This is a genomic window from Sphingomonas sp. Leaf9 (genome assembly GCF_001421355.1).
GTDB lineage: Bacteria > Pseudomonadota > Alphaproteobacteria > Sphingomonadales > Sphingomonadaceae > Sphingomonas.
Map to the genome: position 1 here is coordinate 185397 of NZ_LMKC01000006.1, position 14290 is coordinate 199686.

Consider the following 14290-nt stretch of genomic DNA (forward strand, 5'->3'; position numbering starts at 1 on the left):
ACCTGAATGTCTGGGGCGGTCGACTGCTGGCTGCCGATCGCGTCGATGAAGGCATCCGCGTGCTGATGCTCAACACCAGCCTGCATCCCGAAAGCGCGAACACCTGGGATAGCCTTGGCGAAGCCTATGAAGCTGCCGATCGGGTCACGGACGCACTGGCCGCCTATCGCCGATCGCTGCACATCGATGGCAGCAATGAACACGCCCGGCGGCGATGTTCCGTCCTGTCCGCTCCCCGGCGCACTGCGCCGGAGAGCGGGGAGCATCGTCAGAAGAACAACCGAACCGAGGTCGAAATCAGGCGTCCGTACAGCGTGTTGGCCTGTGCGATACCGGTGGCGGGAATCGCCGCGTCGAGGGTGCCGACGATGGCGTTGGCATCGAACAGGTTGGTGGCGCTGATGCCCAGTTCGACGCGGTCGACCGGACGGACCTGCGCATAGAGGCCGACCGTCGTATAGGCTGGCAGCCGCAGCCGGTTGACGTCCTGCGCATAGCTGCGCGTCACGCCGATCACATTCGCACCGATCGAGAAGCGCTCGCCATCATATTGCGGCGAGATGCGGTAGATGAACGCGGGCTGGTGGCGCGGTGTATTGCCGACCAGCGCGGCGCTTTCGGCGGCGGTGATGCTGGCATCGGCCAGCGTGCCGTTGGCGGTCAGGCTGAACGGACCGCGACGGACGGCCCCCTCCATCTCGACACCATAAGCGCGGTAGCGCCGCGATACGAGTTGCTGGGTGGTGATGCCCTGCGCATTGGGAACCAGCTGGGTGTTGGTTTCCTGCGTAGTGGCATAGAAGCCGGTCGCGTTGAGCGTCAGCCCGTCATGGCGATATTTCACCCCCGCCTCGGCCTGGCGCACCCGGTCATAGCCCGACTGGCCCGCGACCAGATCGCCACTGGTCCGGTCGATCGCGGAGGAGAACAGGATCGCACCCGCGCCGCCACGGCCACCCTTGCTGTAGCGCGCGAATACGGCAAACGGATCGGACAGACGCAGATTGATGCCGGTCGAATAGGACAGATAGCGATACCCATAGTCGACCGGGCGCCCGGCACCGGGCGTGAAGACCACCGTCTGGCATTCCGGCGTTCCGGCGCGCGTCACCCCGTCGCCGTTGAAATCGTAGCAGCCGATCCGCCCTTCGTGGATCATGCCCTCCACATTGGCGATATCGTAGCGCAGCGACCCGCCGATCGCGACCGGCCCGGTCTGATAGTTGAACGAGCCATAGGGCGCGATCGTCCGATAATCGGTCTCTGCGCCCCGGTTGAGCTGAGGCGTTCCCAATGCATAGTTCAGCAGGATGCCGTTCTGCGTCAGCGGCACGAGCCCGCTTGCGGCGGCGACATTGAGCAGCGCCGAGCGACCGTCGCCCCGCACGTCCTGGAACGCGGTCAGCAGCGCATTGGCCTGATTCAACGTCTGGCGGGAGGCATACAGCCCCGCCGTGGTCGTCAGATTGGCATCGCCGAGGGTCCAGACGCGACTGGCGCGCAGGTCGTTGGTGACGTTGTCGGCGCTGTCGACCCTGGCGCGGAACAGCCCGTTCAGCGCGATCAGCCCGCTGCCGCGCGTGGTGTCGAAAGGCTGTCCGGCAAACGGCCCGGTCGCGTAGGTGAAGCTGGGCGCGGGGATCGAGAGGGCACCCGCAATCTGTCGCGGCGTACCGGCCAGCACCGAGATCGGCAGCACGCCGTCCAGCTGCATCCCGGCATAGCGGAACCGCTCGGTGACGGTCCATTCCTCGACGCGGAACTGCCCCTCGAACCCGCCGGCGAGGGCGCGCACATGCGTGCTGTTCCCGAACCGGGGCTGCTCGACATCACCATCGGGCATCAGGAAACGGGCGCTGGGGACATAGCGCGAGAACATGCTGTCGCGATTGACCGAGAAGCCCGGCAGGCTGTTGAACTGCGGGTCGCTGTCCGTCCCGGTCACGCCGACCGGATAGTTGCGATATTGCGGCGTGCGGTCGTCGAGAAACTTGGCGTAGAAACGCAGATAGCCGTTCGGCAGCTCCCTGGTGACGTTGGCCTTCACCTGGCCACCGGCATAGGAGGTGAAGCCGGTGCGGCGCGGTCCCTCTCCCTCGCGGTAGAAGCCACCGATGTGGAAGCGCCAACCGCCGCCTAGCCGGGCGCCGTAATCGCCGTCGAGCCGGTAGCTGCCATAGTTGAGGCCGGTGCTCGCCATGATCGATCCGCCCTCGACCTCCCCGGTCTTGGAGATCAGGTTGATGACGCCGCCCGGCGCGTTCGAGGCAAAGGTCGAGGACGAGCCACCGCGGATGGATTCCACCTGCGACACGTTCAGGTCGGCGCGAAGGAAGGCGTCGGCCGGGGCGTTGTTGAAATCGCCGAATTCCAGGACGGGCAGGCCGTCTTCCTGAAGCTGCAGATACTTGGCACCCTCCGCGACCAGCGGCAGTCCCCGCACGGTATAGCCGTTGCCGAGATCGCCCGCGCCGGCTTCGACGCGGATACCGGGGATGTTGCGGAACAGGTCCGCCAGCGACCGCGGCGTCAGCCGGACGATCTCGTTCTCCTTGACCGAGCTGGTCGAGGTGGCGCTGTTCAGGCGGTCGCGCCCCTTGGCGACGCCGGTGGTCACCATGTCATTCTCGTCGACGGTGCGGCTAGCCTCCCATGCCGTTTGCGCGGCATCGGCTTGTACCTTGGCAGACTGGGCTGCGGCAGGCCCGGCGAAGCCGACGGCAGATACCAGCGACAATAAGCATAGCGACCCCTGCAACACGGAGGCCGTCGAACGATGATGCATTTAATTGATCTTCCGAGGTAATGGTGCGGCGGCACCTATCCACGGAGTGTGAAGGCACGCTTAAGGCAAGGGCATGCAACCTCGACCGGTAAGCCATGGATGAACGCGTGGCTTACCGATTGCGGGTCGGCGTCGTGCCGGACACCGCAATCGACGCTATCCAAGCGCGATCCGTGTCCCAAGTGCTGCCAGCAGCGCGAGGGGCATTGCGACCGCTCCGATCTTCAGGAAGCGCCAGAACCCGATATCCTGCCCTTCGCGGCGGATCGCCTGCAACCACAGGATGGTGGCAAGGCTGCCCGTGATCGACAGGTTCGGTCCCAGGTCGACACCGATCAGCAGCGCATCGACCACCAGCTGCGGCGGGTGCGCCTGCGAAACGGCCGTGCTCGCGACCAGCCCGGCGGGCAGGTTGTTCATCAGGTTCGATGCGAAGGCCAGAATGGTGCCCGACAGCGCCGCCCCATAGGCCGGATCGGTCGATGTCGCCCGCAGCGCGGTCGCCACCTGCCCGATCACCCCGGTGCGATCGAGTGCCTCGACCAGCACGAACAGCCCGGCCACCAGCGGCAGGACGCTCCACGAAATATCGCGCAGCAACGGGACCGGCGACGACCGGGCGATCATACAGACGACCAGCGTCGTCACGATCCCCGCGATCGCGGTCGGCAGCCCGAGTTCGATGTCGAGCGCGGACACGACCAGCAACACCGCCGCCGTGGCAAGGATGCCGACAAATGCCGCCTTGCCACCCGTCGTCAGCGGGGTGCGTTCGACATTGCTGATACACGTCCCCGCCAACCGGTCGCGTTCCATCCAGCGCAGCACGAGGAAGGTGACGGCGATCGCCGCCAGCGAGGGCAGCGCGAACGACGCGAACCATGCGCCGAGCGGCGGCATCCTGCCCCCGTACAGCACGAGATTGGCGGGGTTGGAGATTGGCAGGACGAAGCTGGCGGCGTTGGCGATCAGCGCGCAGGCGAACAGCAGGGGCAGGGGGTCGGCCTTCGCCTTCCGCGCGGCGACATAGACCGCCGGGGTCAGCACCACGGCGGTGGCGTCGTTCGACAGGAACGTCGTCGTCACGATGCCGGTGATATAGACCAGCGCGAACAGGCGCGTGGTCGATCCGCGCGCCTGGATCACGGCCGTCGCCGCCACCCAATCGAACAATCCCTCGGCGCGCGCGACCTCGCTCAGCAACATCATGCCGATCAGGAACAGATACACGTCGCTGCCCTTGGCCACCGCCGACAGCGCGGCGGTCGCCGGAATCAGTCCGAGGATCAGGAGCAGTGCGGCCCCGGCCACAGCCCAGATCGCTTCGGGCCAGCGGAACGGCCGCGCGATGACGGCTGCGGTGGCGGCGGCACAAATGCCCCAGGTCGCTCCGGTCGCGAGGATCACCAATGCCGTCCGTTCTTGTTGGGGCCGAGTTGCGTGCCCGCGATGCCGCGCTCGGGCCATGCGCCGATATGATGGATGTCGTGACCGGGGGCGATGGGTACGCCCCGGCGGGGGATGCCGCCCTCGCCGCGCACCAGCATCGTGATCGTGTCGCGGTCGTCGCCGACGGTGACGGTGACGCAGTGCGCGCCGGCGGCCACATCGACCGTCGCCGACCATAGCCCGCCATTACCGGCCGCCGTCATCGGCACCGGGGCACCGCTATCGACCGACAGCAGCACCGGACCCGTGGCGGCGCCGAACACTTTCGCGACGATTTCAACCTTGCCCGGACGCGGCACCTGCGTCGGGTCGGCGGGGCGCGTTACCAGTCGCAGGTCGGCGGGGGCGACGATCTGGACGAACGGCCAGGGACTGCCCGTTTCCCGGAAGCGCCAGCTTGGCACGCGGCCATGGAGCGTGACGATCGAATAGCCGGGGCGTCCGTGCCCCTCCTCGATCTCACCGGTCGAACGGGTCGCGCCATAGATGACGCGGCCATCGTTCAGCAGTTCGTTATAATGGGTATGGCCGGTATCGACGAAGGCGACGCGGGCATCGGCAAGGATGCGGGCGATATCCTCGCCATCCGCCGCCAGGTCGCCGGGATAGGCGTGCATGAACACGACCGGCACCTGTCCCTCCGCTTCCGCCCGCGCAAGTTCGGCCAGCAGGCGGTTGCGATGGTGGCGGGTCAGCCGGAAGTCGGGACCCCCCGCACCGGCCGACACGATGTCGAGAAAGATGCAGCGATGGCCCGCGATCACCTCCGCCTCCGGCCGGTTTTCGGGCGGAAAGGCGGCGTCGTAATGGGCCAGATCGCCCAGTTCGTAATCATGGTCGCCGGGGATCACGCGATACGGCAGCGCGAGCGGCGCCAGCGTATCGATGATGACGCGATACTGTTCTTCGGTCGCGTGATTGGCGTTGTCACCGGGCAGGTAGACGAACTGGGCGGCGTCGCCGACATGGTCGTTGATCTCGGCAACGATCGCCGCAAGCCGGTCGCGGCTTTCCCAGCCATTGGCTTCGTCCATGTGCAGGTCGCCGATATGGACCCAGCTCAGCATCGGGATGAGGGTCACTTCTGCGTCTCCGGCATCGCGATCAGGTACAGGACAAAGCCGGCGGCGGCGATGCCGGCCAGCGTCAGGAATCCGGCGCTGTACCCGGCCGACACGATGATCCACCCGGCCAGCGTCGCCGACAGCGCCGCACCCAGGCCGAAGACGCTCGACACCACGCCCTGGCTGACGTTGAACCGGCCCGACCCCTTGGTCAGATCGGCGACGACCACCGGGAACAGCGCGCCGAAGATGCCGGCCCCGATCCCGTCGAGCGCCTGCACCCCGACCAGCCACCACGGATCGTTCGACACGGTATAGAGCACGCCGCGCAGCGCGAGGAAGCCGAACGCGACGAGGAAGATCGGTTTGGTGCCCCAGCGTTCGGTGTTGCGTCCGACGACGATCGCGACCGGTACCATCACCAGCTGCGCAGCGACGATGCACGCCGCGGTCAGCGACGTCGCCTTGTCGGTACCGACCGTCCGCCCGAGCAGCTGGCTGACCGAGGTCAGCATCGCCGCATTGGCGAGGTGGAAGGTGAACGCCGCCGCGGCGAAAATCATCAACGTGCGATTTTCCAGCAACGTCTTCCACCCGCTCGGTTCCTCGCACCCTTCCTCGGGTTCGCAGTCGAGGCCGCGCGCGACGGCATTGTCGATGTCGTCGTTGTTCAGCCGCGCCGCCACCACGACACTGGCGACGGTCAGCGCCGCCATCAGCCAGAAGACGACGACCGGCCCGAACGACCATGCCAGCACGCCCGCCAGCCCGGCCGACACCGCATTGCCCGCGTGATTGAAAGCCTCGTTCCGGCCGACCCGCTTGGCGAACAGCTTCGGCCCGACCAGCCCCAGCGTGATCGCCGAGATGGCGGGCGCGAACACCGCCCCCGCCGCCGCCGCGATCGACTGGGTCAGGGTCACCATCGGAAAGCCGGAGACGATCGGCAGCGACAGGCTGCTCGCGGTGACCAGGAGCGCGGCGACGATGACGATGCGCGGCTTGTTTTTCGCCCGGTCGATCAGCCCGCCGGCCGGAGTCTGCGACAACAGCCCGACAATCCCGGCGATAGTCAGCACGATGCCTACCGTCGCTTCGTTCCAGCCATGCGACGGCCCGCGCACCACCAGCAGATAGATCGCGAGGTATGGCCCAAGGCCATCGCGCACGTCGGCAAGGAAGAAGTTGAGTGCGTCCAGCGTGCCGGTCGGCGTCTTCCCCGGTGCGGCGCGGGGCGGGCCGGAAGGAGCAGTCACGGTGGCCATCGGGTCGGTTCCCCATCGTTCGAGCACGCAAACAGGCGAACGACATGCTCCCGCGCAATGTCATCCGGACGTTCCGGGCCGACGTGTCGAATGGTAACACCGACGATCCCGCCACCTCCGGCAGCGGTTTTTCGACGTTAGCAGGCTGAAACGATCGGTACGGGCAGGTCTGCGTCCAATCGTATAACCTTCTGTCAATGTTCCGATACAATATAGAAATAATCTGAAATAGCGGCCCGTCTTTTGCAGGGAAAAGCTAACGATCGAGCCCGATCCAATTCGGTCTCAGCGGCGGTCGGCGTCCTTTACCTTCACCGTCGACCGAATGAACCCCGCGACATCCGCCAGCACCGGTCCACGCCCGCGAAAGGGGCGGGCGAGGGCGAGCAGGATGCCGACATGGCCCAGTTTGGGATAGGCCCGTTGCGCCACGGTCACGCCGCCTGCGCGTAGCCTGGCGGCCAGCGCCTCGCTGTTGCGGGGACGCACGACGCTATCCTCCGTCCCATAGAGCAGCAGGGCGGGGGGATCACCGGTTCCGGCCCATGTCACCGGCTGCGTCTCCGCCGGGTCGGTGACCTGCCCGAAGGCGGCACGGCTCGCATCCACGTCGAACGGGGCGAAGTCATAGGGACCGGCCAGCCCGACGAACCCCCGCACCACCGACCGCGTCTCGCCCAGCCAGCGCGGATCGACCGCCAGCATCGCGGCGATGTACGCGCCCGCCGAATGGCCCATCACCACGACCGAGCGGCCATCGCCGCAATAGGTGCCGGCGTTCGCGCTTGCCCAGCGCACGGCGGCGGCGCCGTCCTCGACGAACGCCGGATACTGGACGTCGGGCACCAGGCGGTAATCGGGGATGACGGTCACGAACCCCTGCGCCGCCAGCGCGCGGCCGACGAACGCATAGCCCGCCCGCGTCCCGCTGTTCCAGCTGCCGCCATAGAAGAATACCACTACCGGGCGCGGTTGCCCGCAACCGCCACGCGGCGCGTAGACGTCCAGTTGCTGGCGCGGCGCCGACCCATAGGCCAGCCCCTGGGCAACCAGCGTCCCGTTCCGGTCCTTCGGCACCAGCCTGTCGAAGGTGCCAAGCGGCGAACAGGCGGTGGCAAGCGCCCCGAGCAACGCACCGATTGCCAGCCCCACGCCACGCCGTCTCATGCCGTTCCCGGTCCGGGTCATTATGGTGTGTCCTTCCGCTTTTCGCGCAGCATAGCCGACGTCGCGGGGCGGCACACGCCCTGCGAACCTTTCAAACCCCGCCCTCGCACCGCATAGGGGGAGCGATGGCCGACCCCGTTCTCTACAGCTTTCGTCGTTGCCCCTATGCGATGCGCGCGCGACTGGCCCTCGCCGTCAGTGGCGTGCGCCATGAACTTCGCGAGGTGCGCCTCTCGGCCAAGCCCGACGCGATGCTCGCAATCTCGCCCAAGGGTACCGTGCCGGTCCTGCAAACCGCCGATGGCGCGGTGATCGACCAAAGCCTTGCGATCATGCGCTGGGCATTGTCGCGCCGCGACCCGGACGACTGGCTGGCCCGCGACGATCCGGCCCTGATCGCCAGCAACGACGGCAGCTTCAAGCACCATCTCGACCGCTATAAATATCCCGATCGGCACGGGTCGAATGCTGCCGAGCATCGCCATTGCGGCCTGCTGTTCCTGCAGGAACTCGACGCGCGGCTAGCCTCGACGGGACAGCTCGCCGGGATAGGTATGGGGATCGCGGATGCGGCGATCCTGCCGTTCGTCCGGCAGTTCGCGGCGGTCGATCGCGAATGGTTCGACACCCAACCGCTGCCCCATCTGCACGCATGGCTCGCGGCGCACCTCGCCTCCGATCTGTTCCGGCAGATCATGTACCGCGCCGCGCCCTGGTGTCCGGGCGAGCGGCCCGTCATGGTACAGGGCGGTTCACCGGACCATGACCCGACTCCCCTGCATTCCTCCACCCCCCGATCAGGCTAGCCGGGCAGCTGCGCGGAGCGGTTCGGTCCGTGTTCCGCAGCCAACCTGCGTCAGGGCGCAATCAGTTCGACCATCACGACGTCGTTCTCCCGCATCGGAATCGCGCTGCGGGCAACGCCGTTGCGGCCGACCTCCAGCTGCGCCAGCATCGGCGTGTCGGTCGTCAGCGATTGCAACATGGCGTGCTGGGCGGGGGACAGCGTTGCCGGTCGGCCCATGCGCAGATAGGCCGAATAGGCGTCATTATGGTCATATCCCGTCCGCCGGATACGCAGGCTGTATTTCCCCGGTTTCAGGCCGCTTACCCGGAGCGTCAGCGGCGTGGTTTCGGCCGCTGGCCGGACCTTCGTGAAGAACGGGCGGTTGCTGACCGGCTGTTCGGGCAGCACGTCGCGCCATGCCAGTAGCTGGAGCGTGCGACCTTTCAGGGTCGCGATGCTCGCGGCGTCGCCGGTCTGCAGTTCGCGGTCGCCCAGTTCGGCCAGATATTTGTATGCGAACCACGACGCCTTGCGAATACCCTGCGGGGTCATCAACCCGAACCCGCCCTCGAACGGTTTGCCCTGCGGCCCCGGCTCCTCGAACAGATCGCTATAGGTCCAATAGCTCATGCCCTGCGCCACCCCTTCGGTTCGACGCAGCTTCGACAGGATATAGGCGGCATCCATATAATCGTCGTGGATCGGATCGCGCGGATTGTAGCTGGTGCTCCATTCGGTGAAGAACAGCGGCAGGCCGGCATGGCGCGTGGCGTCGATCTCGGCGCGCACCTTGCGCACCTCCTGAACGATCGCGTCGGGATTGCGCGAGAGCTTGTTGTCGCCTTCGCCCTTCTCGTCGAGGAAGCCGCCCTCCACGCCGTAGGTATGCGTGGTCACGAAATCGACCGGCAGCCTTTCCCGGTCCACATAGCGCAGGAAATCCGGCACCCATGCCGCACCCGCCGTCGACGGGCCGCCGACGCGCAGGGCCGGGTCGATCGCCTTGATCGTGCGGGCGGTGCGGCCGTAATAATCGAAATAGGCCTGCTGATCGCCCTTTTCCCAGAAACCGGCGAGGTTGGGTTCGTTCCAGAATTCGAAATACCAGCTGCGGACCTCCTGCCGGCCATAGCGCGCGATCAGGTGCCGGACGAACGCATCGACCAGCGCCGTCCACTTCTGCGGCTGCGGATGGGACGTGTTGCCCTTCCAGTAGAAGATGGTCTGGTCCGACTGCTTCATCGCATCGGGGGTGAAGCCCAGTTCGACGAACGGCTTCAGCCCCATGCCGAGCAACCGGTCGTAGAGGTGATCGATCCGCGTCCAGTCATAGACCGGCTTGCCGCCCCGTTCGCGATAGGTGCCCAGTTCGTCGGCAAAGACATGATGGAACCGGATGTAGCGGAACCGCAATTCCTGCTGCACGGTCGCCAGCTGCGCCAGGCTGTCCTCGCGGATCAGCGTGCCCGGAAAGTCCGAACCGACCGACAGCTGCGCCATGCGATCACGCGGCCTGGTTGCCCCGTGCAGATCGATGGCGATCTCCCGAACCGTCGCGGGCTGTGCCGCCGCCGGGGCGATGCCGGTCGGCCCGACCACGCTGCTCAACGCCATCGCCGGGAGGAGCAACGCGCGCCGCAGGCCGGCGCGGATCGATGCGCGCGTCACTTCGCCGCCGCCACGATCGCCTGAACGATATCCGCATGGACGACGCGGCCGGTCGCACGGTCGAACAGGCCAAGGGTGTGATTGCCGGTCGGGCCATTGTCCCAATAAATCGGTACCATGCCGTGCCGCACCGCCGACCGGGTGACGTAGCGATCCCATTCGGTGCGGTATGTGCCGGACGGATCATGCTCCGTCTTCGCGATCGCCCCATATTCGCCGAGGATGACGGGTATCCCCCGGTCGCCGAACGTCACCTGCATCTTCTGGAACATGGCATCGACATAGGGTTCGTTCGCCCATGCCGATGTGGCCTTCGGGTCGGTCGCACCGGCCCCCCATTGCCAGATCGCGCTCTTCTCGTTCAGCGCGAAATCATAGGGGTCGTAATAATGCACCTCCATCATCATCCGGCCGGCAACGCTGTCGGTCGGTAGCGTGGCATTGCACGCGATGCTGTGATCGATGTTGGTGTTATAGCCCTGCACGACCAGATAGCGGTTCGCATTGCCGCCGCCGGTGGCGCGCACCGCGTCGGCGAATACCTTGTTGAAGCCGTTCTGCACCGCGCAATTCTCGGGGGTCGGCGCGTTGTAATTGTCCTTCACCATCACTTCGTTGGTGCCGGCGAACAACAGGCGGTCGTCATGGTCGCGGAACCGGGTCGCGATCTGCGTCCAGAAGCTTTTGAGCCGCGCATTGGCGGCCGATTGCTCGGCATAGGTCGGTTGCAGCCAGCCCCCGTCCCAATGGACGTTGAGGATGACGATCAGCCCGGCCTGTCGCGCCTGATCGACCACCTGCGCCACCCGGTCGAACCACGCGGCGGCGATCCGGTCGTCGGCACCGGCATATTGTTTCCACGACACCGGCACGCGGATGCTCTTGAAGCCGGCGGCGGCAACCGCCTTCAGCAATGCCGGCGACACGACCGGATTGCCCCATGCCGTTTCCTGCGATCCGGCCGCCGGGACAGGGCCGCTACCGATCGCTTCCAGCGAATTGCCCAGATTCCATCCCGGCGACAGCTGCGCGGCGAACTGCATGGCGGCCATCGTCGGCGGGGATGACGGCGTCGGGGTGGGCGTGGGCGTCGGGGTAGGGGTCGGCGCGGCGGTGGCGGTCGGCGTCACGCTGCCCGACGCGCTACCGCCAGCGGAGCAATTGGCGATCAGGGCAACCGCGAACGCGGCCATGGCGGCGCCAGGGCCCTTTCGCATCGATCCGTTCACGTTCTGCACGATGTCGTCATCCCCCTGGCCGCCGCCGTTTGTTGTCGTTTTCCGCGTTGCGGACAAGCCTTCTGCACCACCCGTATCGCCATGGTACAAATTAACCAGATCTTCGGTTTTCGACCATCCAATAGATGATTGCGATCGACCGCCGACGGTGCGAAGCACGCGCCGATACTCCCATGGGACGACTGGCGATGGCGACTGCAACCCCGATCCTGCTCGACGGTAATCTGGACGACTGGAACCAGTCGGATCGGATCGATCGGGGGCTGGGCGACGGCTATGCCGTCTATGCCCGCAGCGACGGCGATGCCTTTGCCTTTGCGCTGAAGGCGCCCGGCGTCATCGGCACCAACACCACCGCATGGCTCAATACCGATCGCAACGCCGCGACCGGGTATCAGGTGTTCGGCTTTGCCGGCGGTGCCGAATACAACGTCAATGTGAACGCCGACGGCACGGTGTCGCTCTATTCGGGCGGGGCCGGCGAAACGCTGGTGCTGGCGAACCTGCAGGCGGTGTGGTCGGCCGATCGCGCCACCGTCGAATTCCGCGTGCCCAAGGCGGCGATCGGCAATCCGCAGGCGATCGACACGCTGTACGACGTGAACGACGCGGTGTTCCTGCCGGGCAACTATTCGGCCAGTCCGTTCACCGTCTTCAACGATACCGGCGCTGTGGCCGATCCGGCGCACCGCATCGCGATCGTATGGTCGGATTCGACCGCCAACGCCTATTTCAGCAAGACCGCCTATTCGCAGCTGTTCATGGCCGCGCAAGCCCAAGCAATGCAGGCCGGCGTGCCGTTCGACATCCTGACCGAAGGCGACCTGACCAGCCTGTCGACGCTCGCGAAATATGACAGCATCGTCTTCCCCTCGTTCCGCAACGTCGACGCCAGCAAGGCCGACCTGATCGCGCAGACGCTGGAACAGGCGACCAAGCAGTTCGGCATCGGACTGATCGCGGCCGGCGAATTCATGACCAACGACCAGGCCGGCAATGCGCTGCCCGGTGACAGCTACAGCCGGATGAAGCTGCTGTTCGACGCCACCCGCGTGACCGGCGGCTTCCCCGCCGACGTGACGGTGCGTGCGACCGATGCGAACGGCACCGTGCTCGACGGCTATGCCAACGGTCAGGTCGTCCACGACTACAAGGCCGTGGGCTGGAACGCGTTCAAGAGCGAGAGCGGCACCGGCCAGACGATCGCGACCGAGACGGTGAACGGCCAGACCTATTCGGCGGCGATCGCGACGCAGACCGGCGGCCGCAACGTCATCTTCTCGTCCGAAGCCGTCATGGCCGACGAAAACCTGCTGCAAAAGGCGATCGACTATTCGGTCCATGGCAGCGGCCTGTCGGTCGGGTTGCAGATGACGCGGCAGACCGGCCTGTTCGCCTCGCGCGTCGACATGGACCAGAGCCAGGAACGCGACGAGGTGAACCCGGCCGGGACCGCGCCGGGCATCTATGACAAGCTGATTCCGTTGTTGGCTGAGTGGAAGCAGACGTACAACTTCCTTGGCAGCTATTACGTCAATATCGGCAACAGCCCGGCGACTGGCCAGGCGACCGATTGGGCCGCGTCGCTGCCGGTGTACAAGGCGCTGCTCGACATGGGCAACGAGATCGGCACCCACAGCTATACCCACCCGCACGACACCAACGTCCTGACCCCCGAACAGATCGCCTATGAATTCGGGCAGAGCCGCGCCGAACTGCAAAAGCAGATCAGCGACTATATCGGCCGCGATGCGAAGGTGGTCGGCGCGGCGGTGCCCGGTGCGCCCGAACAGATCGCGACGTCGCAGGAAATCCTGAAATACGTCCAGTATCTCTCGGGCGGCTATTCGGGCGTCGGCGCAGGCTATCCCAACGCCATCGGGTTCATGAACCCGGCCAATGCGGCATCGGGCCAGGTCTATATCGCGCCCAACACCTCGTTCGATTTCTCGCTGATCGAATTCCAGAAGAAGACCGTCGCCGAGGCGCAGGCGATCTGGGCGAGCGAGTTCGCCAAGCTGACCGCCAATGCCGATGCGCCGGTGGTGGTGTGGCCGTGGCACGACTATGGCCCGACCATGTGGTCGGCAGACGGAGTGGCCAGCGCCTATACCCAGGCGATGTTCACCGACTTCATCGCCATGGCGGCCAAGACGGGAATCGAGTTCGTCACGCTCGCCGACCTCGCCGCGCGCGTGCAGGCGTTCGACCAGTCCAAGATCGTGACCAGCGTCATCGGCAACACGATCAACGCCACCGTCACCTCGCCGCTCGGCACCGGGCTGTTCGCGCTCGACGTCGATGGGCAGAAGACCGGACAGGTGATCCAGAGCGTCACCGGATATTACGCCTATAACGCCGACAAGGTGTTCCTGCCGGTCGCCGGCGGCAGCTTCGAGATCAAGATGGGCGCGCAAGCCGACGACGTGACCCATATCGTCGAACTGCCGATGCGCGCCGCGCTGCAATCGGTGTCGGGCGACGGGCGCGACCTGTCGTTCACCGTGGAGGGCGAAGGCAAGGTCAAGATCGACCTGAAGGCGCCGGGCACCAGCTGGCTGTCGGTCGAGGGCGGCAAGCTGGAGTCGCTGATCGGTGAAATCGCGACGATCGATATCGGCGCGATCGGCGCCCATGCGGTCAAGGTGCAGCAGGTCGCCAACACCGGGCCGGTCATCAGCTCGTTCGGCGGCGCCGACACCGGCACCCTGAAGACGGCGGAAAATGCCACGGCGGCACTCACCACGATCACCGCGACCGATGCGAACATCAAGTTCGGCGATTCGATCAAGTTCTCGATCGCGGCGACGGCCGACGGCGACAAGTTCACCATCGACCCGACCAGCGGCGTGCTGAAGTTCCTCGCC

At 66.1% G+C, this 14290-nt stretch carries 9 protein-coding genes; 2 read left to right on the forward strand and 7 right to left on the reverse strand.

Annotated features, from left to right (window positions below):
• Nucleotides 1-268: 268 nt before the first annotated feature.
• From ASE58_RS16890 to ASE58_RS16910, 5 genes are all read right to left on the reverse strand, one after another.
• Entirely contained in the window at nucleotides 269-2785 is a 2517-nt protein-coding gene (locus ASE58_RS16890) for a TonB-dependent receptor (protein WP_082468203.1), read from the reverse strand.
• A 156-nt stretch (nucleotides 2786-2941) separates the two neighbouring features.
• Nucleotides 2942-4192, reverse strand: a complete 1251-nt coding sequence (locus ASE58_RS16895) for an arsenic transporter (protein ID WP_055823962.1) — start codon at nucleotides 4190-4192, stop codon at nucleotides 2942-2944.
• Entirely contained in the window at nucleotides 4189-5316 is a 1128-nt protein-coding gene (locus tag ASE58_RS16900; RefSeq protein WP_235513670.1) for a metallophosphoesterase family protein, read from the reverse strand. Before ASE58_RS16900 ends, ASE58_RS16895 begins: the two co-directional genes overlap by 4 nt.
• Nucleotides 5313-6563, reverse strand: a complete 1251-nt coding sequence (locus tag ASE58_RS16905; RefSeq protein ID WP_055823965.1) for an MFS transporter — start codon at nucleotides 6561-6563, stop codon at nucleotides 5313-5315. The genes ASE58_RS16900 and ASE58_RS16905 overlap by 4 nt, the downstream gene beginning before the upstream one ends.
• Before the next feature lie 285 nt (nucleotides 6564-6848).
• Entirely contained in the window at nucleotides 6849-7751 is a 903-nt protein-coding gene (locus tag ASE58_RS16910; RefSeq protein WP_055823968.1) for an alpha/beta hydrolase, read from the reverse strand.
• 104 nt (nucleotides 7752-7855) lie between these two features.
• Between ASE58_RS16910 and ASE58_RS16915 the strand changes: the two genes are divergently transcribed.
• Nucleotides 7856-8536 carry a glutathione S-transferase gene (locus tag ASE58_RS16915; protein ID WP_055823971.1) on the forward strand — a complete coding sequence of 227 codons (681 nt, stop codon included), beginning with the start codon at nucleotides 7856-7858 and terminating at the stop codon, nucleotides 8534-8536.
• A gap of 50 nt (nucleotides 8537-8586) precedes the next feature.
• Here the strand turns inward: ASE58_RS16915 and ASE58_RS16920 are convergent, their stop codons facing one another.
• Both ASE58_RS16920 and ASE58_RS16925 read right to left on the reverse strand, forming a co-directional pair.
• Nucleotides 8587-10185: a GH39 family glycosyl hydrolase gene (locus tag ASE58_RS16920; RefSeq protein ID WP_235513671.1), complete on the reverse strand. Its 1599-nt coding sequence runs from the start codon at nucleotides 10183-10185 to the stop codon at nucleotides 8587-8589.
• Nucleotides 10182-11378: a glycoside hydrolase family 5 protein gene (locus ASE58_RS16925; protein ID WP_055823975.1), complete on the reverse strand. Its 1197-nt coding sequence runs from the start codon at nucleotides 11376-11378 to the stop codon at nucleotides 10182-10184. Before ASE58_RS16925 ends, ASE58_RS16920 begins: the two co-directional genes overlap by 4 nt.
• A 233-nt stretch (nucleotides 11379-11611) precedes the next feature.
• On the opposite strand from ASE58_RS16925, the gene ASE58_RS16930 reads away from it, so the two are divergent.
• A partial coding sequence (locus ASE58_RS16930; protein ID WP_200909393.1) for a cadherin occupies nucleotides 11612-14290 on the forward strand: 2679 nt, incomplete at its 3' end.